Raw genomic sequence first — 22,484 nt, 5'->3', positions numbered from 1 at the left:
GTGCGTTTATTACTGATCGAGGATGACGTGGCCCTTGGCGAAGGTATCCATCAGGCGCTTGGCCGCGAGGGTTACACGGTCGACTGGTTGCGCGATGGCCACAGTGCCCTGCATTCACTGCTTAGCGAAACCTTCGATTTGGCGGTGCTGGATCTTGGTCTGCCAAAAATGGACGGGCTCGAGGTGCTGCGCCGCCTGCGCGACAGCGGCTCGAATCTGCCGGTGCTGATTCTCACCGCCCGTGATGCCACGGAGGATCGTATCGCCGGACTGGATGCCGGGGCTGACGACTATCTGATCAAACCTTTCGACCTGGCTGAACTCAAGGCTCGCCTGCGCGCATTGTTGCGACGCAGCGCCGGCCGCGCCCAAGTGCTGATTGAGCATGCGGGCATCAGCTTGAACCCCAGTACGCAGCAAGTCAGCTATCAGGGCGAACCCGTCGCCCTGACACCCAAGGAGTATCAGCTGCTCCATGAGTTGCTTTCACCGCCGGGCCGCGTGATGACCCGCGATCATCTGATGCAGTTGCTCTACGGCTGGAGCGAAGAGGCGGAAAGCAACACCCTGGAAGTTCACATCCACCACTTGCGCAAAAAATTCTCGACCCAACTGATCCGAACGATCCGTGGTGTGGGTTACCTGGTGGAAGAGCGACCATGACCTCGATCAGACGCCGCACGCTAACGTTGATCCTGTGTCTTTTGTTCCTCGGGCTGTTGATCATGACGGCGTTCAATTTGTACGACAGCAATCATGAGATTGATGAAGTCTACGATGCTCAGCTGGCGCAAAACGCCCGTCTGTTGCAAGGCGTCATGCGCATGCCAATGGCCAGCAAGGAACACACCGAGTTGTATCGAGCGTTCAATCAGGCGTTGGGCCAAGCGGCACCGAAAGTCGATGGCCATCCGTATGAAAGCAAAATCGCTTTCCAGGTCTGGAACTCGCAAGGCAGTCTGTTGGTTCACACCACGAGTGCGCCGTCCTTAACTTCAGCACCGGTCAACCCTGGTTTCAGTGACGTTGTTGACCTCAACAATCGTAAATGGCGTGGTTTTTTGCTGGATGACACGCAGTATGGCCTGAGGATCTGGGTGGGTGAGCGCGACGATGTACGGGCCGATTTGGTGGGGCGCATCGTTCGTCATACCGTGGTGCCGAATCTGATCGGCAGCCTGTTGCTCGCCATCGTGATCTGGCTGGCGATCGGCTGGGGATTGAAGCCGCTGGTCAATATGGCTGAAACCCTGCGTGCACGGCATTCAGGCTCTCTCGATCCCCTGCAATTGACACCGCTGCCCACTGAACTCGAACCGATGCAGGCGGCCCTCAATCGTGTGTTGGCGCAGATTCAGGAGGTCATGGGCCGCGAGCGGCGCTTTATCGCGGACGCCGCCCATGAGATGCGCACGCCACTGGCGGTGCTCAGGGTACATGCACAGAACCTGATGGAGGCACGGAGCGAGGAGGATCGACGCGAATCGCTTGAATATCTAATCGTGGGTGTCGACCGTACCACTCGGCTGGTCAATCAACTGCTCACCATGGCCCGTATCGAACCGCAGCCCAAAACTCATGAGACTCCGAACATCGATCTGGTGGCCACGGTTCGAGAAAGTCTGGTGCAACTGACACCCTGGATATTGAACAAGGGACTTGAATTGGCGTTCGATACGGGCGACGACATCAGCCCGGTCAAAGTAGACGCGGGGGCTATCCATATTGCCGTGAACAATTTGGTGACCAATGCGGCAAACTTTTCCCCGCCTCACGGATTGATCAACGTGCGCCTGGTAAAAAAAGAAGAGCACTACGAATTAAGTATCGAAGACGAGGGGCCGGGAATTGACGAGACAGCGCGTGATCGCCTCTTCGAGCGATTCTACAGCCGTGGAAATGACCAGGGCGCGGGGTTGGGGTTGACCATCGTCCAGGCCATCGCCGCTCGCCTGGGTGGGCAAATTCGCTTGGAAAATCGTCAATCCGGCGGCTTGCGGGCCACTTTGGAGATTCGTCGTACTTAAGGCCCCCATCAAATTCCGAGTGACCGCCTTTGGCCTTCGGTGTAATAGATCCGAGGTCTCTGCTTCATCTGCAACACTCCTTCTGCTTACACAGAATTTAGTTGTGTTGCATCGACCGGTTGAATCCACAGCCGATAGCGGTCTCTTAGCTGTCCAGCGACATTGGCTTATCGCCACCTGGAGGTAAGCCAAACAACTTCCGTACCCCGTTAAGAAACGCTCCATAAGGTCGCCCCAGAAAGAGCATCATCAGGGCCGCGCCGAGAGTGCCGCGCACCAGGCCGCCTCCCGATGCACCACTGAAGGCAATGATCGCCGCATAGATCGGCACTTGGAAACTGACGAGGGCAATACTGTCCCATAGCAACAAGGAAACCCGGCTCTGACTGGCTCGCTTCATTAACCAATCCCGCCATATGCCGTAAGGTCTCGCGACTGGAATCATCAGGGTCGCTCCCAGAAGGCGAGCATGAAGGACCTGATCCCACGTCATGCCAGCAATGAAACGTTCATTGATGATGCCGGTGGCCGTGAAAAACAGGATCAGCGCCGTTGTGTCTGCAAAAAACGCAGTCCGACGCATTGGCTGTTGCAGGCGTTTAGGCAAATCACATCTCCTCTCATGGCTTGAACAAAAAACGCGTCCCGACCGAATGAAGGGCATAAAAATATAGCGTAATAGTGGTCTGCCCCACTGGCCATTTCTGGCCGATACCGGTCTGTGCCCGAGCGGCCACGAGTCAAATGCAAACCTATGGAGTTGAACGGTTCAAAGGAGCGAACAAAGGGGTAATGCCGATCAGTTAAGCCGTAATACGGTCCGTAGCAGCTGGCGAAGCCTGCGTCCGGCGGCGCAGCAGTCGTGAGATAAGGCAGTGTGCGGTTTGTCAGGTAATCCGTGTGCTCAGGTTTACGCCTGCTGCGCAGCCGGACGCAGGCTTCGCTGCTACATAAAGCGTGATTTGCCTGCTATTCCTTAACTGACTGGCATTTTAAGCAATGCACCCCTGCCAAATGGCCGACCACAGTGTCCAGGCAATGAACAGCAAATAGGCCATACCCGCCCACAAAAAAGCCCACTGACCGTCACCGGTGCAGTGGGCTTTGCGATGACGCTTCTACTTACAAAGCCATGTCACTGGCCGCATTAGCCTTCGGCGCCTTGGCCTTATCAGCATCAGCCGGAGCAGCAGCCGGAGCCGCCACCTGACCAATCACCGGCGGCGGAGTCAGCTGCAACACTTTGGCGGTATAGGCCCACTCTTCAGCCACTTTCGCTGGATCGTTGTTCAACTGAGTGCCATAGCTCGGCACGATCTGATGCAGCTTCTCCTGCCAGGCCGGACTGGCCACCTGATCCTTGAAGATCTTTTGCAGCACGGTCAGCATGATCGGCGCTGCAGTGGAGGCACCCGGCGATGCGCCCAGCAGGCCGGCGATGGTGCCGTCAGCCGAAGCAACGATTTCGGTACCCAGCTTCAGCACGCCACCGGCGGCTTCATCGCGCTTGATGATTTGCACGCGTTGGCCGGCTTGCCACAGGCGCCAGTCTTCGGCCTTGGCGTTCGGGAAGTATTCTTTCAGGGCGTTGAGGCGGTCTTCATCCGACAGCATCAGTTGGCCGGCAAGGTACTCGACCAGCGGGTATTCCTTGATGCCGACCTTGGTCATTGGCCACACGTTGTGCGTGGTGGTGGTGGTCAGCAGGTCCAGGTACGAGCCTTCCTTGAGGAACTTGGTGCTGAAGGTCGCGAATGGGCCAAACAGGATGACGCGCTTGCCGTCCAGGACGCGGGTGTCCAGGTGCGGAACCGACATTGGCGGTGCGCCGACGGAGGCTTTGCCGTAGGCCTTGGCCAGGTGTTGTTCGGCAATCGCCGGGTTTTCGGTGACCAGGAACGAGCCGCCTACCGGGAAGCCTGCGTATTCCTTGGCTTCAGGAATGCCGGACTTCTGCAGCAAATGCAGTGCACCGCCGCCTGCGCCGATGAACACGAACTTGGCGTCGGTGTCGGTTTTGCTGCCGTCTTTCAGGTTTTTGTAGCTGACGCGCCAGCTGCCGTCTTCGTTCTTGGTGATGTCCTGCACTTCGCTGGACAGTTTCAAGTCGAACTTCGGTGTGGTTTGCAGGTGCGCCACGAACTGGCGGGTGATCTCGCCGAAGTTGACGTCGGTGCCGATCGGCGTCCAGGTGGCCGCGATTTTCTGGTTCGGGTCACGCCCTTCCATCATCAGCGGAACCCACTTCTTGATCACAGCCGGATCTTCGGAATACTGCATGCCGGCGAACAGCGGGCTCGCTTGCAGGGCTTCGTAGCGCTTCTTCAGGAACTTGATGTTGTCATCGCCCCACACAAAGCTCATGTGCGGCGTGGAGTTGATGAACGAACGCGGATTCTTCAGCACGCCTTGCTGAACCTGCCAGGCCCAGAATTGGCGGGAGATCTGGAACGCTTCGTTGATTTCAACGGCTTTCGGGATCGAGACTTTGCCGTTCTCGTCTTCCGGGGTGTAGTTCAACTCGGCCAGGGCGGAGTGCCCGGTGCCGGCGTTGTTCCAGCCATTGGAGCTTTCCAGGGCGACGCCGTCGAGACGCTCGACCATTTCCATCGACAGGTCGGGTTGCAGCTCATTGAGCCAGACACCGAGGGTCGCGCTCATGATGCCGCCGCCGATCAGCAACACATCGACTTTCTTTGCCTCTTCCGAGTGAACGGACGTGATCCCCATCGACAAAGCTAGCCCCAACAGGGCCGTGTTCATTTTTTTAAACATCTGTAGCACCTTTGATAAAACGTCATCCGCCCTTCTCTCCTCACTCACGACGCCCCTTGGTTCACGACATTCAGGCTGCCTGTCGCGGGGTGTTCGCACATAAGGATTGCAGGGTGGGCACACAAGGCCGACGTGTCTCCATCGACCTCAGTTTAGTTGTCCCTTCTGAACTGACTTTTTATCTTTTTTGGCTTCAGCTACTTGAGCGACAGTGATTCTGTTGGCGCGTCTCGAGGACACGCAAACTGAATAGGTCAAACCAAGTTGTTGCGAAGAATATCACGACACGCTAAACCCGCGCGTCTGTTCCCGACTTGTCAGTCCGCCTGCGCCACTATACTCATCCTGCTTTTTATCGACGAGCCGCTGAGGAGACGTCATGACCGACAAAGATGATCTGCGCAAATATTCCTCCCAAGTGGTCGATGGCGTGGAGCGCGCGCCGGGACGCTCGATGCTGCGGGCCGTGGGTTTTACCGACGAAGACTTCAAGAAGCCGCAAATCGGCATCGCCTCGACCTGGGCGATGGTCACGCCGTGCAACATGCACATCGACAAGCTGGCCATTGAAGCCGAAAAAGGCGCGAATGCCGCCGGCGCCAAAGGCGTCATTTTCAACACCATTACCATTTCCGACGGCATCGCCAACGGCACCGAGGGCATGAAGTATTCGCTGGTGTCGCGGGAGGTGATCGCCGACTCCATCGAAGTGGTGGCCGGCTGCGAAGGCTTCGACGGCCTGGTGACGGTGGGCGGTTGTGACAAGAACATGCCGGGCTGCCTGATCGGCATGGCGCGGCTGAATCGGCCCTCAATCTTTGTGTATGGCGGCACCATCCGGCCCGGCGCCGGGCACACCGATATCATTTCCGTGTTCGAGGCCGTGGGCCAGCACGCACGGGGCGATATCAACGAGATTCAGGTCAAGCAGATCGAAGAAGTGGCGATTCCCGGCCCCGGCTCCTGCGGCGGCATGTACACCGCCAATACCATGGCGTCCGCCATCGAGGCGCTGGGCATGAGCCTGCCCGGTTCCAGCTCCCAGGACGCCGTCGGCAGCGACAAGGCTTCGGACAGTTTCCGTGCCGGCCAGCAGGTGATGGAGCTGCTGAAGCTGGACCTCAAACCGCGCGACATCATGACCCGCAAGGCTTTTGAAAATGCGATTCGGGTGGTGATCGCCCTCGCCGGCTCGACCAATGCCGTGTTGCACCTGCTGGCCATGGCGCATGCGGTGGATGTCGAGCTGACGCTGGATGATTTCGTCGAGCTGGGCAAGATTTCCCCGGTGGTCGCCGACCTGCGCCCCAGCGGCCGATACATGATGAGCGAGTTGGTCGCCATCGGTGGGATTCAACCGTTGATGAAGCGCATGCTGGCCGCTGGCATGTTGCATGGCGATGTGCTGACGGTCACGGGCAAGACGCTCGCGGAAAACCTGGCGGACGTGGCGGATTACCCCGCGGGTCAGGATGTGATTCTGCCGTTCGATCAGCCGATCAAAAAGGACTCGCACCTGGTGGTGCTGCGCGGCAACCTCTCGCCCACTGGCGCGGTGGCGAAGATCACGGGCAAGGAAGGCCTGCGTTTTGAAGGCACGGCCCGGGTCTATCACGGTGAAGAAGGTGCGCTGGCCGGCATTCTCAATGGCGAAGTCAAGGCCGGCGACGTGATTGTGATCCGCTACGAAGGCCCCAAGGGCGGCCCCGGCATGCGCGAAATGCTCTCGCCGACGTCGGCGGTCATGGGCAAAGGGTTGGGCAAGGAAGTGGCGTTGATCACCGATGGCCGATTCTCTGGCGGGTCCCATGGGTTTGTGGTGGGGCATATCACGCCCGAAGCCTTTGATGGCGGGCCGATTGCCCTCATTGAAGACGGCGACAAGATCACCATCGACGCGGAAACCCGGCAGATTTCGGTCGATATGTCCGATGCCGTGCTGGCTGAGCGCAAGACTCGCTGGGTGCGGCCACCCTCCAAATACAAGCGCGGGGTGTTGGCCAAGTACGCGAAGACCGTGTCCAGCGCCTCGGAAGGGGCTGTGACCGATAAGTATCTTTAGGGTCAAAAGATCGCAGCCTACGGCGGCTCCTACAAGGGTACGCATTCGAATGTAGGAGCTACCGAAGGCTGCGATCTTTTAGCGATACCTCAAAGCCTGAACCGATCCACCGATTGCGAGAGCTTCCCTGCCAGCGTCGACAACTCGTCGGTGGTCGAAGCCGTCTGGCCGATCACCTTGCTGTTGCCCTCGGACATACCGGCAATCATTTCCACCTGATGGGCGATTTCGTTACTGGCCAGGCTCTGCTCGCCGATGGTGCGGGTGATGTCATTCACCAGTTGTGTGGTGCTCAGCGTCGCTTCGAGGATTTCGCGGATGGCGCGCTCGACGTCGGCGGTCACGGCCATGCCTTTGTCGACCTGGGCCACGCCCGCCTCCATGCTGGTCACCGCCTCGCGGGTACTTTGCTGGATGCGCGAGACCATGTTGGCAATTTCCTGGGTGGAGGCGCTGGTACGCCCGGCCAGGCTGCGGACCTCGTCGGCCACCACGGCGAATCCACGCCCCTGCTCACCGGCGCGAGCCGCCTCGATGGCAGCGTTCAGCGCCAGCAGGTTGGTTTGATCGGCGATGCCCTTGATCACTTGAATGATGCTGAAAATCCCTTCGGATTCCTTGTCCAGCGTACGGATCACCTGCGCCGATTGCTGCGCCGAGCGGGCAATGCCGTCCATGTCGTTGACCACCTGATGGATCACCCGCCCACCATCCTTGGCCAGCGCCTCGGCCTGGTTCGCCATGTTCAGCGCACGCTCGGCGTGCCGGGTGATTTCTTCGATGCTCGCGGTCATTTCGCTGGCGGCCGCGGCCATGGTACTGGCGGCGGCGCTTTGCTGCTGGCTGCTGCCGGCGACTTCGTGGCAGCCATTGCTCAATTGCGCGCTCATGCCGCTCACGCCATGGGCGTTACTGCGCACCACCTCGATCATGCCGCGCAGGTCGCGCTGCATGGTCGCGAGGCTGCGAATCAACGCGCTGGCTTCGTCCTTGCGCGTGGGCTCGACAATCGGTTCGCTGAGGTTGCCATGGGCGATGCTCTCGGCGATACGGCTGGCGGTCTGCAACGGGCCCATGATGCTCAGAATCACCCAGCGTCCCTGGACAAGCAGCAATAACAGGCTGGCGATGAGCACGCCGCCAAGGGCGTAGTTAGCGTTGCTGATCGCTTGCTGAGTGCCGACGCTGGTTTGCTGAGTGTTGGTTTCGATCATTTCGCTGAGCGCGGCCATCTGGTCTTCCAGTTGGCTGAACGCGCTATTGAACGTGCCCAGTTCCTTTTGCGCGGCCTCCGGATTTTCCAGTGCCAGGCCGACAATGCGTTCGGCTGCGCTGATGTAGGTGTCGAGGCTCGGCTTGATCTTGTTCAACCCGGCCTTGATGGTGTCGTTGACCGGCAGCTTGAGGTTGTTACCCAGCACTTCGCGAAAATGCCCCGCATGCTCGTCGATAGAACTGCGCACCTCGGCTTTGCTGCTGGTGCTTTTGCCGAGCCCGACCAACATCGCCGACAACACATCGGCACGCAGGGCGTCGTGCATCATGTCGGCTTCGAGGTGATTGCGCAGCGCGGCCATGCTGACCTCGCTGTCATTCACGGCGTCGGCCATCCGGGTGTTTCCGACATAACTGACCAGGCTCATGATCAGTGCCGTCAGCAAACCGGTGCCTATCAGCAAGAGTAAACGTAATTTTATCGACACTCTGTGGATCCCCTGTCAGTTGGGTACAGCCACCCAGGGATGGCGTTGCTGAACAGGTTATCGACTGCACCCTTCGGGAATTTAAGGCTATTTTCCAGCAGACGGCTTTTTACGACATGCGGTAATTTTCGCCCAGCAGCGCCTGCAGGGTGAGTGCGTTCCCCACCGCAAAACCACTGGCGGTGTTATCAAAAATGCACCATGTGGTGATGCCCGCGTGCTGCGCACTCAGCACCTGCCGCGCCAGGGCATCGAGTTGGCTTCGGTCGTAATCACTGTAGTAAATGCGCGGCGAGCCGTGTAAGCGCCAGTAATGAATGCCCGGCCAGCCGCCCGGCGTTGATCCGTTGGTCATCGGCGATGGATCGGCAGCGACCCGCCCGATGCGCTGCTCGATCAACAAGGCGTCTGCGTCATGCCAGCTCTCATGCCGTGGTTCAAGCACTACCGGCCCGGGGTGACGTTTGCGCAACGCCATGAAAAATGCCGCAACAGTGCGTTCGTCGTATGCCAGCGACGGCGGCAATTGCACCAGAACGCACCCTAAACACTCACCTAGCGCGGTGCACTGGACCAGAAAATCGTCGAGCAGTGGTTCACAGTCCTTCAAGCGCTGAACATGGGTGATGAACTTGGGCATCTTCACCGAAAAACGAAACGACGCCGGCACCGATTGCGCCCAGCGCTGATACGTTTGCGGACGATGTGGCCGGTAAAACGAGCTGTTGATTTCAACGGCGGACAGTTGCGAGGCATAGCGCTGCAAGTGTGTGCCTTGGGCTGGAAACATCGGCCCATGTTCCCGAGGCAGGCTCCAGCCTGCGCAGCCAACGTGCGCGGCAGGCATTTGAATCAGCTCGTTCAAAAGAGACGACCGAGATCGCTGGCGCTGATTGTTTTGCTCATCTCAGGTTTCCTTCACTACCGGCGCGCGACCTCACGTCAAGCAAAGCCCGGCCTGCAAGTTAATACCATCAGTAAAGCCGCATCAGCAGCAACGCATACCTTGTAGCAGCTGGCGGAGCCTGCGTTCGGCTGCGCAGCAGTCGTAAACCCTGAGCACACGCTATTTCCTGACAAACCGCGTCGCCTGATTTCACGACTGCTGCGCAGCCGAACGCAGGCTTCGCCAGCTGCTACATACCGGATTACAGATTAATTGATCGGCATTTACGCCTGCGAGTTCGTTTTTTTCTCAACGCATGCTAGGTTGTACGACGACAGACGAGTCATTGTTTTACTGGCCAGTCCTTCCACCCACAACAACAAGGAAACACCCATGAAAAAAGTGAAATTGCTGATCGGTTTTCTGTGCCTGTTCAGCGGCTATGTAACAGCCACCGTCCCCTCCTCCGGGGATAAAGACGTCGCGCAAGCCGTCGACCATCTGACGCAAGCCATGCTCACCAAGAACATTCCTGAACTTCAGAAGTTGACCGCCGACAGCCTCACCTACGGCCATTCCAGCGGGAAGATCCAGGACAAAAAAGAATTCATCGCCGACATCGAAACCGGCAGAAGCGCCTTCAAAACCCTCGAGATGCAAAACCAGACCATCACCGTGTCAGGCGACGTCGCGCTGGTCCGCAATCACTTCTCGGCGCAGGCCCTCAAAGGCACCGAAGTGATTCCCACCGAAATCGAGAACTTCCAGATCTGGCAGAAACAGAAAGGCCAATGGCTGCTGGTAGGACGACAAGCGTTTAAATTCTGATTTTTACTCACCAAAAAAGGGCAGATTTTTTGGAGACGCCGTTCAGGCGTTTCTAAATAAATCTGCCCTTTTTTCATTGGTGTCTACCGTCGGGCCGGCTACCGGCGATCTTCCGATTGAGTCAACTTCAACGGCGCCAGGGAAAAAACCCCCGTGTCCGTCAACTTTTCCACCTCGATGCGATGCGGAAAAATCTTCTTTTCCACGAACAGATCGTCAACCTGCTGCAGCGCTTGAACATCACGCGGTTCAACCGGCAGCAGCGCCTCATCGCCCCAACTGCGCAGCCGCAGCGAGACATCGAGCGGGATATCGTTGACCTTGGCGAAGACCCGGGCGTACTCGCCGGGGTTTTGTCGGGCCCACTCGAACGCCTTGGCGAAGCGCCCCATCAGGTCGCTGAGGGCTTTGCGCTTGAGCGGGTCAGCCAGTGCTTCATCCGAAGCAGTGATAAACGTCAGCCCGGTATTGATTCCCTCGCCGCTGATCAGCACCCGTGCGCCCTGCTGTTCCGCGAACGCCTGATAGATACCGAACGTGGCCCACGCTTCGATCTTCCCGGCGTTGAATGCCGACAAGGCGTCGGTCGGCAGAACGAAGCCAACATTGACGTCCTTTTCATCGACCCCGGCGTTGGCCAATGCACGAATCAACAAGTACTGGGAAATGCTCCCTCGCGCTGAAGACACGACAACATTGCGACCTTTCAAATCCGCGACGCTATGAATAGCCGAATCGGCTGGAACCAGGATGGCAATGCCCCTCGATTGACTGCGCCGTACCGCGACGATGCGCAACGGCGTGCCACCGGTCGCCGCCGCAAGCACTGGCGTATCGCCGGCAGGCCCCAGATCGACGGCACCGGCGCGCAAGGCTTCAAACAGCGGCGCGGCGCCCTGAAAGTTTGCCCACTGAACCTTGTAATCAATCCCCTCCAAAGCGTTTGCCGCCTCGACCACCGTACGCAAACCCTTGGCTTGATCGCCGAGGATCAATGTCACGCCGGACACATCCGATCGGGCGGCGGACGAAGCCTTGCTCTCCACCGGTTCACCGCAGCCACTGAGCAGGAACGTGACGCCCGCCAGCAACATCGTCGCTTGCCAGGCACGTGTCGGACGGCTGACAACCCAGCCTGAATCAACCATGGGCAAACCGTCGGACGCTGCTGTTCAAGACCTGTCGCTGAACCACGGCAGCACTTTCCACCTCAACGCCTAACAAACTCAGCAAGCGCGCGCGGATGGCTTGAAAACCCTCCTGGCCAGTGTCGCGTGCGCGCGGCAGGTCGATCGTCAACTGTTCGGCGATTTTGCCGTCAGCCAGCACAATGACCCGATCGGCCAGCAGGATCGCTTCATCCACGTCATGGGTCACCAGCAATACGGCTGGCGTGTGTTTGCGCCAAAGCTCGATGATCAGTCGATGCATACGAATCCGGGTCAAAGCATCGAGTGCGGCAAACGGCTCGTCGAGCAGCAACAGCTTGGGCTCGCGGACCAGGCCACGGGCCAGCGCCACGCGCTGTGCTTCGCCGCCGGAGAGTGTGGCGGGATAAGCTTCAAGCCGATGCGCCAGCCCTACTTCCGTCAGGGCCTGCACCGCGCGCGCCTTGGCATCCGGGGTGTGCAGCCCGAGAATCACATTTTTCCAGGCGCGCTTCCACGGCATCAACCGAGGTTCCTGAAACACCGCCGCCCGTGCCTTGGGTACCAGCAGCTGGCCGCTGTCGATGCTGTCCAGTCCGGCCAGGCTGCGCAGCAACGTGGTTTTGCCTGAACCGCTGGCCCCCAGCAGCGCGACGAACTCGCCCGGCGCGATGTCCAGGTCCAGTCCATCGATGACCCGTTGCTGGCCAAACTGGCGCACGACATTGCGCAGTTGTACCGGCGCCGTTGAGTGTTGGGTTTTCTGTGCGTCCAAAAGATCGATGCTCGACATGTCAGTTCCTCACAAAAGATGGGCGCCAGGCCAGGGCAAAACGCTCCAGCGTGCGGATCAGTCCGTCGATCAATAAGCCGAGGACGCTGTAAATAAGCAGGCAGATCACGATCACATCGGTGCGCATGAAATCCCGCGCATCACTGGCCAGGAAACCGATGCCGGCGGTGGTGTTGATTTGCTCGACGAACACCAGTGCCAGCCAGGAAATCCCCAGGGAATAGCGCAAGCCGACAAAGAACGAAGGTAGGGAGCCGGGCAAAATCACGTGCCAGATCAGCTCGCGGCGATTCAGGCCCAGGGTGTTGGCGGCTTCGATCAGTTTGGGGTCGATGTTGCGAATGCCGGCGAACAGGTTCAGGTACACCGGGAACGTCGTGCCGGTGACGATCAGCGCGATCTTGGTGAACTCGCCGATGCCGAACCAGAGAATGAATAACGGCACGAGTGCCAGTGAAGGAATGGTGCGCAGCATCTGCATCGGCGAATCGAGTATCACCTCGCCCCGCTTCGACAGGCCGGTGATCAGGGCGGCGGCGACCCCGACGCTGACGCCAATACTCAAACCCAGCAACGCACGTTGCAGCGACACCAGCAAATGTTTGCCCAGTTCACCGGAAACGATCATGGCCCAGAGTGTGCCGCCGATCTGCGACGGCGCGGCGATGATCCGTTGCGGGATCAACCCGGCCTGCGACGCCAGTTCCCATAGCAGCAACAACGCGATCGGGCTGAGCAAACGCAGCAAGACTTCCGGTGTCCGCCAGTTTCGCAGCCAGTTGGGGATCAACCTCGATGCCCCCTGCAGATCACCGGTGTGGCGTGCAGCCTTGGTGACTGAAAACGAGCTACTGGCGCTCTGTGTATCGAGGGTCTTTTCGGTCATCAGGCTTCCTTCCTCATAAAGAACATGGCGAGAAGCGCCATGCGTCAGCTTCGGATTTCATGCTATTCGCATAAAAAACCTCAGTGAAATTCTTTTTAGGAATAACCTAATATGATTAGAAATAAGATATGAAAAGCAGCCTGATAAATTATTTGCATAATAAATACGCCGATGGCTGCTCGGCGCGGCCTGCATGGCAGCCACCGCTAAAAATGCACTTAGCTGATATTACTTAATATCAACATTCATTTATTTAATAATTAACTTAGAACCAAACGGCATTTCACAGGCGCCCCCGTTGCGCCTACTTTTGACCCCACAGACCGACCCCAACGCCAGGTGGAGGCTTTCATCACGCTTGTACAACGACAAGGAATCCACCATGAGTATTGAATTCATCGGCTACATCGGCGGTCACCATTCTTCAGAAATCCACCCTCGCAGCGGCCCCGTCTTGCAACCCGACTACGTGGAAAAAGTGGCTCGCGCGCATGACGAAGCCGGGTTTGACCGGGCCTTGGTGGCCTTCCACTCCAACAGCCCGGACAGCACCCTGATTGCCTCGCATGCCGCCAGCGTGACAAAAAACCTCAAGTTCCTGATTGCCCACCGACCGGGTTTTGCCGCACCGACCCTGGCCGCGCGCCAGTTCAATACCCTCGATGTGTTCAACGGCGGCCGCACCGCCGTGCACATCATTACCGGCGGTGATGATCGCGAGCTGCGGGCCGATGGCAGTTACATCGGCAAGGACGAGCGTTATGCCCGCACCGATGAATACCTCGATGTGCTGCGCCAGGAATGGACCAGTGAAAAACCCTTCGACTATGCAGGCACGTATTACCAGGTCGAAGGAGCGCATTCGGCGGTAAAGTCGCCGCAACAGCCGCACATTCCGCTGTACTTCGGCGGCTCGTCGACGGCGGCCATTGAAGTCGCGGGCAAGCATGCGGATGTGTACGCGCTGTGGGGCGAGACCTACGAGCAAGTGCGCGAAGTGGTTAAGCAGGTGCGTGCCGAGGCCGCCAAACATGGTCGTACTATTCGCTTCAGCTTGTCGTTGCGACCGATTCTGGCGGACACCGAAACGCAGGCCTGGGAACGTGCCGAGCGCATCCTCGAACAGGCGACCGCGCTGGCCGAGAAAAACGGCTTTGTGCGCCGAGAGCCACCGAACGAAGGCTCCCGGCGCCTGCTCGCCGCGGCGGCACAGGGTTCACGGCTGGACAAGCGCCTATGGACCGGCATCGCCGGCCTGCTGGGCGCACAAGGCAACTCGACCTCGCTGGTCGGCACCCCGGAACAAGTGGCCGAAGCCCTGCTCGACTACTACGACCTGGGCATCACCACCTTCCTGATCCGTGGCTTCGACCCACTCAACGACGCCATCGACTACGGCAAACGCCTGATCCCCCTGACCCGCCAACTGGTGGCAGAGCGTGAGCGGCAAGCGGCCGAAAAAGTCGCCTGACGCAAAAAAAATCGCAGGCTTCGGCAACCCCTGTAGGAGCTGCCGCAGGCTGCGATCTCTTGATCTTGCTCCCTATAACCCCGCATCACCGCGCTCTCGGTAAGCCTCAAAAGATCGCAGCCTTCGGCAGCTCCTACAGGGGAAAGCGTACTCTGTAGGAGCTGCCGCAGGCTGCGATCTTTTGATCTCGCTCCTCGTTACTCTTTGTAAGCCGTATCGGTCCGCTCCAACTGCCGGATCAGCGCATTCCAGTGCCGTGCAACACCCGGCCCGTCACCACTTTTAAACACTTCAGCCTGTTTCTCGACCTTGGCCACGACCTCGGCCGGCGGGAAGATCAACTCGGCGTTGCCACCGGCCTGTGCCGCGATTTGAATATTGCAGGCGCGTTCCAGGCCGTGCAGTTGCTGGAACGCATGTTCAACGCTGACGCCAGCGGTCAGCAGTCCGTGATTGCGCAGGATCAGCACGCTTTTATTCCCCAGATCCGCCACCAGTCGCTCACGCTCGTCGAGGTCCAGCGCCACGCCTTCGTAGCCGTGATACGCGACGCGACCGGAAAAACCGATGGAGTGTTGGGAAATCGGCAGCAATCCGTCGCGCTGCGCAGACACCGCAATGCCGTCACGTGTGTGAGTATGCAGGACCGCTTGCAGGTCGGGACGCGCACCGTGGATGGCGCTGTGGATCACATAACCGGCGTAGTTGATACCCAGCCCTGTCGGGTCATCGACGATAGTGCCGTCGATGTCGACTTTGACCAGGTTCGAGGCGGTGATTTCATCGAACAACAGGCCAAAGGCATTAATCAGGAAATGCTCATCCGGCCCCGGCACTCGCGCGGAAAAATGCGTGTAGATGTGATCGGTCCACTTGAACAAGGCCGCCAGCCGGTAGGCCGCGGCCAGTTTGACGCGCACCTCCCATTCTTCCGGGCTGACGCGCTGACGAACGTTTTTCGAGACGCTGGATAACGGACTGACGCTGCTCATGGCAAAACTTCCTGGATGGCCTTAAGGGTTCCAGCAAGCCTATGGCACAGCAAAAAATAATAAAAAGCACATTTTAATCTAAGCTAATTATCATATTTTTTTATGATAAATCTTCAGCTCATTACGCCGCACTCTTGATCTTCTGCAACGATCCGGCCACCAGTTCGCCAAAGGCGTCGACCGGCCCTTGCAGGTTGCCGAGAAAGCGCGGGTAGATCAGCCACAGGTCCATCACCGGTTTGAAATCCTTGAGCGGCATGACGGCCAACTGTTCGCGATGGGCGCTGCGTTCCAGCAGCGGTCGCGGCACCAGTCCGAGACCCAGACCATCGGCGACCAGCCCCAGTTGCAACTCGGTACCGAAGGTTTCCAGATTGATCCGAAGGGACAGGCCCTGGTCCGACAGGGTTCGCTGCAGTCCGGCGCGGAAGCCGCAACCATCGGGGTTGAGAATCCAGCCGCTCTGGTAACAATCGGCGAGGTTGCACGGGCGCTTGGGCAATTGCGCCTTGGCGCACACCACCACCAGTTCCATCTTGCCAATGGACTCACCGACAATGTTGTCCGGGAATATCTTGCCGGCCGGGAACAGCGCCGCCGCCGCGTCCAGTTCACCGCGCTCGATCTTGCCGACCAATTGACTGCCCCACCCCGTGGCGACCTGAGCGCGCAATTCAGGGTATTCGGTGCGCAAATGTTTGAGGGCATCGAGCAGCACCACGTCGCCGATGGTTTGCGGAACCCCCAGGCGCAACAGCCCCGTCGGTGGCGCATCGGTGGCAACCAGTTCGCGCAGCGCGTCCATTTCCCGCAGGATCAAACGGCACTGCTCATACACCCGCGTACCGATCAGCGTGGGCTTGAGCGGCTTGGTGTTGCGGTCGAACAACTCCACGCCCAACGCCTGCTCAAAGTTCTGCACGCGCCGCGTAATAGCCGGTTGGGTCAGCTGCAGCGATTCGGCGGCATGGCTGATGGACTGGCAACGAATCACTTCGACAAAGGCATCGATATCGTCAATTTTCATTTGGCCCGCACATAGAGAACAGTCAATAAGATGTCTGAAAAGCATAGTTCTATTGTTGGAATCTGGATAGCCCGAGACATATCAGATCACTCATCAATAGCGTCTAGCGCTATGAAGACGGGTTATAAATTCCTTTCAGCTATAACCTAACCATTAAACAATCGCATATTGATCTAAAACATTATGCTTAAATCAAAGGGTCAACTTTCACAACGAACGATGGAATCGCCATGACCCAGGCCCGACACCCGGAGAGACTCAGAGCATTCATAGGCGCCCTGGCGGAATTGATCGACAGCAACCCGCGCGAGGGTGACCTGTTGCATCGCGGTGGCAAGCTGCTCGGTCAGTTGGTCAGCCATGATGACTGGCTGCCAGAAGACTTTGCCCGCCCAGACCCGGAGCGCTATCAGCAATACCTGCTGCATGCCGATTCCCGGCAGCGTTTCAGTATCGTCAGTTTTGTCTGGGGGCCGGGGCAACGCACGCCGATCCATGATCATCGGGTCTGGGGGCTGATCGGCATGTTGCGCGGCGCCGAGTATTCGCAAGGTTTCGAGCGCAACACCGACGGCAGCTTGATCGCCGAGGGCAACCCGGTGCATCTGCAGCCCGGCCAGGTAGAAGCCGTGTCGCCAAAGGTCGGCGACATTCATCAGGTCAGCAACGCCTTTGCTGATCAGGTCTCGATCAGCATTCATGTCTATGGCGCCAACATCGGTGCCGTGCGCCGCGCGGTGTACCAGGCCGATGGCAGCGAAAAGCTGTTCATTTCCGGTTATTCCAACGCTTTTCTCCCCAATATCTGGGACCTGTCCAAAGAGAGCCAAGCCCTATGAGTACCGTACCGACTCGCTCTTTCGCCGAGATTCGCAAAGCACTGCTGAACCATGAAGAACTGGCGATCGTCGATGTGCGCGAAGAAGCGCCTTTCGCCGAATCGCATCCGCTGTTTGCGGCCAACATTGCGCTGTCCAAACTTGAGCTGGAGGTCTACTCGCGGATTCCACGGCGCGATACGCAGGTGACCGTCTACGACAATGGCGAAGGCCTGGCAGCTATCGCGGCGCAACGGCTGCAAGGCTTGGGCTACGTGAATGTCAGCCTGCTGGAAGGTGGCTTGGAGGGTTGGCGCCGGGCCGGTGGCGAACTGTTCATCGACGTCAATGTGCCGAGCAAAGCCTTTGGTGAACTGGTGGAAAGCCTGCGCCACACGCCGTCCCTCGCGGCGGAAGAAGTTCAGGCGTTGCTCGACAGCGAGGCCGACGTGGTGGTGCTCGATGCCCGGCGCTTCGATGAATACCAGACCATGAGCATTCCCACCGGCATCAGCGTGCCAGGCGCGGAACTGGTGCTGCGCGCCCGGGAGTTGGCACCGGATCCGGCCACGCGAATCATCGTCAACTGCGCGGGGCGCACCCGCAGCATTATCGGCACGCAGTCGCTGATCAACTCCGGCATCGCCAACCCCGTTTCAGCCTTGCGCAACGGCACCATCGGCTGGACCCTCGCCGGCCAGGCGTTGCAGCATGGCCAGGCGCGTCGGTTCGCCCCGACCAGCGAAGAGCATCGACAGATCGCTGCCCGCGATGCCCGTCGCGTTGCCGATAAGGCCCTGGTGGGCCGTGCGACCCTGGCGGATCTGACGCAATGGCAAGAGGAACCAGCGCGCAGCACGTACCTGTTCGATGTGCGCACGCCGGAAGAATTTGAAGCCGGTCACCTGCCCTCTGCGCGCTCGACGCCCGGCGGGCAACTGGTACAGGAAACCGACCACTTCGCCAGTGTGCGCGGTGCACGACTGGTGTTGCTCGACGACGATGGCGTGCGTGCCAACATGTCGGCTTCCTGGCTCGCGCAACTGGGCTGGGAAGTGCATGTGCTGGATGACCTGCAGCCTGCGCACTTCAGTGAAAAAGGCGCCTGGCAGGCGCCCGTCCCTGCGCCGCAGCAGGCCGAGGAAATCAGTCCTGACACGCTCGCCCAGTGGCTGGTCCATGGCGACACCGCCGTGCTGGATTTCACCAGCAGCGCCAACTACGTCAAGCGCCACATCCCCGGCGCGTGGTGGGCACTGCGCGGGCAACTGCGCGAAGCCCTGGCCAACGTGCCGTCGGCAGAGCGCTACGTGCTGACCTGTGGCAGCAGCCAGTTGGCGCGACTGGCCGTCGCCGAGGTCGAAGCGTTGACCGGCAAAACGGTATTCCTGCTGCGCGGCGGCACGGCCAGCTGGATCGCCGAACAACGGCCACTGGAGGAAGGCGACAGTCACCTGGCCTCGCCGCGAATCGACCGCTATCGCCGCCCTTACGAAGGCACCGACAACCCTCGCGAAGCCATGCAAGCCTATCTGGACTGGGAGTTCGGACTGGTGGACCAACTGGCCCGCGACGCAACACATGGCTTTTACGTGATCTAACAAGGCCCTGGCCCCGTGTAGGAGCTGCCGCAGGCTGCGATCTTTTGATCTTAAAAATCAAAATCAAAAGATCGCAGCCTGCGGCAGCTCCTACAGGGGGCCAGTGTTGGGCCACAAAAAATGCGTTGTGGTTGAAATTGGTTGACCCACTGAACATCCGACCCCTCTCCAGGCGGAGGCTGAACCCAATATCGAGAGGTTTTACATCATGTCCGCTGTCTTGCGCCCCACCGAAACACTGCACGTCACCCGCCTGGAACCGACCCTTGGTGCTGAAATTGCCGGCATCGATTTGCGCCAGCCGCTAACGCCAGCGCTGCGCGATGAACTGCGCAGCTTGTTGCTTGAGCACAAAGTGATTTTCTTCCGCGACCAGCTCATCAGCACCGAGCAACAGATTGCCTTCGCCCGCGAATTCGGCGAGCTCTATGTGCACCCGACTACCCAGCAAAACGACCCGGCACAACCGCAAGCGCACCTGATTCAAGCGCAGGACGAGCGCAAACTCTATGGCCCACGGATCAGCGGGCGTTGGCACACCGACACCAGTTGGCTGTTACAGCCAACCCTCGGCGCCGTCCTGCGCGCAGTCGACTTGCCTCCGGTTGGCGGCGATACCGTGTGGGCCGACACCGGCGCGGTCTATCGCGCCTTGCCCGACGAGCTGCGCGAAGAAATCGATAACCTGCATGTGGTCCATGACTTCAAGAAATCCCTGGATAAGGTCGGCTACGACTACCCGATTCTGGCTCACCCCCTGGTGCGCACTCACCCGGAAACCGGCGAGGACGGATTGTTCATCAACTTCTCGCAAAACCCGTCGGTCATCGGCTGGACGCCTGAGCGAAGCAAGCAACTGATTGACCGGCTGCTGCTGGAGTTCAACAAACCGGAACACCAGGTGCGCTTCAAATGGCGTAAACACTCGGTAGCGTTCTGGGACAACCGCTCGACGCTGCACTATCCGGTCTACAACTACGGCGATTATCCGCGCCGCATGGAGCGGGTGCTGATTGCGTATGACGACATTCCTCATCGGGTAAGGCGCGCAAACGCGGCCTGACCACCCTCCCCCCCCGTTTGCTGCCGTCCTTCAACCTGCCGGCGATCAACGGCGGCGGGACGTCCTGGTCAGTGCGCGGCGTGACCATGCGCGGTCTGTCGGGCGATCAGGTGCTGGTGCTGGTCAATGGCAAACGGCGGCACAACACCGCGCTGATCAACAACCTGGCACGCATCGGCACCGCCGCCGTGCCGGTCAACCTCGACCTGATACCCGTGTCGGCGATCGACCATATCGAAGTGCTGCGCGACGGTGCCTCGGCGCAGTATGGTTCGGACGCCATCGCCGGGGTGATCAACATCATCCTCAAGGAAAACGACAGTGGCGGCAGCGCCGAAACCTCGTTCGGCCGCTACGGCAGTGGTGACGGCGACACCGTGCACCAGACGTTCAACTACGGCCTGGCGCTGCCCAATGACGGCTTCGCCAACCTGTCACTGGACAGCAAGGAACAAGAACCTTTCGACCGCTCCGGCAGTGCCACGGGCAACCTTTACTCCTTGCCCGGTTTCCCTGACAGCCGCGACCAGACCGTCAATCGGCACGGCTGGAACCCCAGTTATGGCCTCGGTCGGGAGAAGGTCACCAACGCCAGCTACAACCTCGAGCTGCCGCTGCAGGACGACCTGACCTTCTATTCCTTTTCCACCGCCAGCTACATGGAAACCACCAAAGTTACCGGCAACTATCGACCCAACGACATCACGTCCCTGGCGGGCGATCCGAACACGCCCTACCCCGATGGTATCCATGCCCAGCGGCGCAACCGCACCAAAGACTTTCAGGTCGCGGGTGGCTTCAAGGGCGAAGTCGGTGGCTGGAACTATGACGCCAGCTCGACCTGGGGCGAAGACGACTCGACACTCAATGCCAACAACACACTCAATCCGTCCTGGGGACCGACCAGCCCCACTTCGTTCCACTTGGCCTCGCAGATTTTCGATCAGTGGACCAACAACCTCGACTTCAGCCGCGGCTACGACATCGGCCTGAAAAACCCGCTGCAAACCTCTTTCGGCTTTGAGTACCGCTGGGAGAAATATCAGATCGAACCCGGTGACTACGCTTCCTACACCCCGGGCACCTACGTCATTCCCAGCGGGCCGTATGCCGGCAGAACACCCCTTCCCGGCCTCGCCTCGTATAACGGCACCAGCCCTGCCGATTCCGGGGAAATCAGTCGCAGCAACGTCGCGAGCTATGTCGACCTGGGCCTGGACGTGACGGATAAATGGTATGTCGGCGCGGCGGCTCGCTACGAGCGCTACACCCAGGACATCGGCAGCACCTGGAGCGGCAAGTTTTCCACGCGCTATAAAATCACTGACGCCTTCGCCCTGCGTGGCACGGTCAACAACGGCTTCCGCGCACCGTCGCTGGCGCAGACCATTTATGCCTCGTCGACCTTCACCTCCGGTGGTGTGGTCAACGGCCAGCGTCTCGGTGCCGGTCAAGGTACTGCCGGTGGACACCCCAGAAGCCCAGGCCCTGGGCGCCGAAAAACTCAAGCCTGAAAAGTCCTTGAACTACAGCCTCGGCTTCACCTACGAACCGACGCAGAGCTATCGGCTGACCACCGACTTCTATCAAATCGGCATCCGCGACCGCATCGTTTCCACCAGCCTGCTGGGTGGCCCGGCCGTCTCGCAAATCCTCGTCGCCAATGGCTTGTCTCCCGGCCTGTTTGCCCAGTACTACACCAACGCGGTCGACACACGGACGCGCGGCGTCGACATCGTCAACGAGTTCCGCCAGCAACTGGAGGAGTACGGGCAAATCCGCTGGAGCGCGGCCTATAACTGGAACCAGACCAAGATTGAAAAAATCCAGGATAACCCGGCACAACTCACCAGCCTGGGCCCGAGCTACCAACTGTTCGACCGACGTTTGCAGAAGGACCTGACCGTCGCTACGCCGCAGTCGAAACTGATCCTTGCCGCGAACTGGAAAGTCACGGACTACAACCTGAACCTGGCGCTCACCCGCTTCGGCAGTTACATCGAGGGCGACAATAACCCGGTGAACGACCGCAAGTTCAGCGCCAAGTGGATCACCGACCTGGACGCCGCCTACGACCTGACCCAGCACCTGACCGTGGCACTCGGCGCGAACAACCTGTTCAACGTGTACCCCGACAAGAACGGTATCCAGGACTGGGCCGGCGGCTACAAATACGGCCAGTTCTCGCCGTTCGGTTTTGGCGGGGCCTATTACTACACGCGGTTGGCCTACAACTTCTGACGAACGCGGATCTGTAGGAGCGAGGCTTGCCCGCGAAGAACCATGACGCGGTTATTCAGATAATCCGCGTCGTCGTTCTTCGCGGGCAAGCCTCGCTCCTACTGGTTCTGCGTTGGTGTTGCAGATCTTACGCATCCTTTTAAATGCATTAACGTGATAATCA

General features: G+C 59.2%; 19 protein-coding genes and 1 pseudogene. 10 read left to right on the top strand and 10 right to left on the bottom strand.

Annotated elements, in window-relative coordinates; all coding sequences use genetic code 11:
- Both ACA052_RS10860 and ACA052_RS10855 read left to right on the top strand, forming a co-directional pair.
- Positions 1–663, top strand: coding sequence for a response regulator (locus tag ACA052_RS10860; RefSeq protein WP_497649656.1), 663 nt, complete (start codon positions 1–3; stop codon positions 661–663).
- Positions 660–2,027, top strand: a complete 1,368-nt coding sequence (locus ACA052_RS10855; RefSeq protein ID WP_497649655.1) for a sensor histidine kinase — start codon at positions 660–662, stop codon at positions 2,025–2,027. The genes ACA052_RS10860 and ACA052_RS10855 overlap by 4 nt, the downstream gene beginning before the upstream one ends.
- A 145-nt stretch (positions 2,028–2,172) precedes the next feature.
- Here the strand turns inward: ACA052_RS10855 and alaE are convergent, their stop codons facing one another.
- Both alaE and mqo read right to left on the bottom strand, forming a co-directional pair.
- On the bottom strand, positions 2,173–2,634 hold the full coding sequence (gene alaE, locus ACA052_RS10850) for an L-alanine exporter AlaE (RefSeq protein ID WP_497649654.1): 462 nt from the start codon (positions 2,632–2,634) through the stop codon (positions 2,173–2,175).
- Between the two features lie 515 nt (positions 2,635–3,149).
- Positions 3,150–4,802: a malate dehydrogenase (quinone) gene (gene mqo, locus ACA052_RS10845; RefSeq protein WP_497649653.1), complete on the bottom strand. Its 1,653-nt coding sequence runs from the start codon at positions 4,800–4,802 to the stop codon at positions 3,150–3,152.
- Positions 4,803–5,181: 379 nt separating this feature from the next.
- Between mqo and ilvD the strand changes: the two genes are divergently transcribed.
- Positions 5,182–6,864 carry a dihydroxy-acid dehydratase gene (gene ilvD, locus ACA052_RS10840; RefSeq protein ID WP_497649652.1) on the top strand — a complete coding sequence of 561 codons (1,683 nt, stop codon included), beginning with the start codon at positions 5,182–5,184 and terminating at the stop codon, positions 6,862–6,864.
- 89 nt (positions 6,865–6,953) lie between these two features.
- On the opposite strand, the gene ACA052_RS10835 is transcribed toward ilvD, so the two are convergent.
- The 3 genes and pseudogenes from ACA052_RS10835 to ACA052_RS10825 all read right to left on the bottom strand — a co-directional run bounded on the left by ACA052_RS10835 (position 6,954) and on the right by ACA052_RS10825 (position 9,414).
- A complete protein-coding gene (locus ACA052_RS10835; protein WP_497650302.1) occupies positions 6,954–7,679 on the bottom strand; it encodes a methyl-accepting chemotaxis protein in 726 nt (241 codons plus the stop codon).
- A 132-nt stretch (positions 7,680–7,811) separates the two neighbouring features.
- Positions 7,812–8,567: pseudogene (locus ACA052_RS10830) on the bottom strand (MCP four helix bundle domain-containing protein); the annotation flags it as partial.
- Between the two features lie 109 nt (positions 8,568–8,676).
- Positions 8,677–9,414, bottom strand: coding sequence for a DUF72 domain-containing protein (locus ACA052_RS10825; RefSeq protein ID WP_497649651.1), 738 nt, complete (start codon positions 9,412–9,414; stop codon positions 8,677–8,679).
- 432 nt (positions 9,415–9,846) lie between these two features.
- Between ACA052_RS10825 and ACA052_RS10820 the strand changes: the two genes are divergently transcribed.
- A complete protein-coding gene (locus tag ACA052_RS10820) occupies positions 9,847–10,281 on the top strand; it encodes a nuclear transport factor 2 family protein (RefSeq protein WP_497649650.1) in 435 nt (144 codons plus the stop codon).
- A gap of 98 nt (positions 10,282–10,379) precedes the next feature.
- On the opposite strand, the gene ACA052_RS10815 is transcribed toward ACA052_RS10820, so the two are convergent.
- From ACA052_RS10815 to ACA052_RS10805, 3 genes are read right to left on the bottom strand one after another with little or no spacing between them, the layout of a single operon-like run.
- Positions 10,380–11,375: an ABC transporter substrate-binding protein gene (locus ACA052_RS10815; protein ID WP_497650301.1), complete on the bottom strand. Its 996-nt coding sequence runs from the start codon at positions 11,373–11,375 to the stop codon at positions 10,380–10,382.
- A 46-nt stretch (positions 11,376–11,421) separates the two neighbouring features.
- Complete coding sequence (locus ACA052_RS10810; RefSeq protein ID WP_497649649.1) at positions 11,422–12,222, bottom strand: ABC transporter ATP-binding protein; 801 nt, start codon at positions 12,220–12,222, stop codon at positions 11,422–11,424.
- 1 nt (position 12,223) lies between these two features.
- Entirely contained in the window at positions 12,224–13,108 is an 885-nt protein-coding gene (locus tag ACA052_RS10805) for an ABC transporter permease (RefSeq protein ID WP_497649648.1), read from the bottom strand.
- A 382-nt stretch (positions 13,109–13,490) separates the two neighbouring features.
- Between ACA052_RS10805 and ACA052_RS10800 the strand changes: the two genes are divergently transcribed.
- Entirely contained in the window at positions 13,491–14,579 is a 1,089-nt protein-coding gene (locus ACA052_RS10800) for an LLM class flavin-dependent oxidoreductase (protein ID WP_497649647.1), read from the top strand.
- A gap of 197 nt (positions 14,580–14,776) precedes the next feature.
- Here ACA052_RS10800 and ACA052_RS10795 read toward each other — a convergent pair whose 3' ends face one another.
- Positions 14,777–15,571, bottom strand: a complete 795-nt coding sequence (locus tag ACA052_RS10795; protein ID WP_497649646.1) for a class II aldolase/adducin family protein — start codon at positions 15,569–15,571, stop codon at positions 14,777–14,779.
- 121 nt (positions 15,572–15,692) lie between these two features.
- Positions 15,693–16,598 (bottom strand): LysR family transcriptional regulator, encoded by a 906-nt coding sequence (locus tag ACA052_RS10790; protein WP_497649645.1) that lies wholly within the window; start codon positions 16,596–16,598, stop codon positions 15,693–15,695.
- A 230-nt stretch (positions 16,599–16,828) separates the two neighbouring features.
- Here ACA052_RS10790 and ACA052_RS10785 point away from each other — a divergent pair, with 230 nt between their 5' ends.
- From ACA052_RS10785 to ACA052_RS10765, 5 genes are all read left to right on the top strand, one after another.
- Complete coding sequence (locus ACA052_RS10785) at positions 16,829–17,437, top strand: cysteine dioxygenase family protein (RefSeq protein WP_497649644.1); 609 nt, start codon at positions 16,829–16,831, stop codon at positions 17,435–17,437.
- Complete coding sequence (locus ACA052_RS10780; protein WP_497649643.1) at positions 17,434–19,017, top strand: rhodanese homology domain-containing protein; 1,584 nt, start codon at positions 17,434–17,436, stop codon at positions 19,015–19,017. Before ACA052_RS10785 ends, ACA052_RS10780 begins: the two co-directional genes overlap by 4 nt.
- A 208-nt stretch (positions 19,018–19,225) precedes the next feature.
- Positions 19,226–20,080 carry a TauD/TfdA dioxygenase family protein gene (locus ACA052_RS10775; protein ID WP_497649642.1) on the top strand — a complete coding sequence of 285 codons (855 nt, stop codon included), beginning with the start codon at positions 19,226–19,228 and terminating at the stop codon, positions 20,078–20,080.
- Between the two features lie 17 nt (positions 20,081–20,097).
- Positions 20,098–21,594, top strand: coding sequence for a TonB-dependent receptor plug domain-containing protein (locus tag ACA052_RS10770; RefSeq protein WP_497649641.1), 1,497 nt, complete (start codon positions 20,098–20,100; stop codon positions 21,592–21,594).
- Positions 21,545–22,321, top strand: a complete 777-nt coding sequence (locus ACA052_RS10765; protein ID WP_497649640.1) for a TonB-dependent receptor domain-containing protein — start codon at positions 21,545–21,547, stop codon at positions 22,319–22,321. The genes ACA052_RS10770 and ACA052_RS10765 overlap by 50 nt, the downstream gene beginning before the upstream one ends.
- The last annotated feature ends 163 nt before the right edge of the window (positions 22,322–22,484 follow it).

It is taken from the genome of Pseudomonas sp. LBUM1644 (assembly GCF_059716195.1).
The sequence above is the reverse complement of the archived record's forward strand: the minus strand, read 5'-3'. Positions and strand labels throughout refer to the sequence as shown.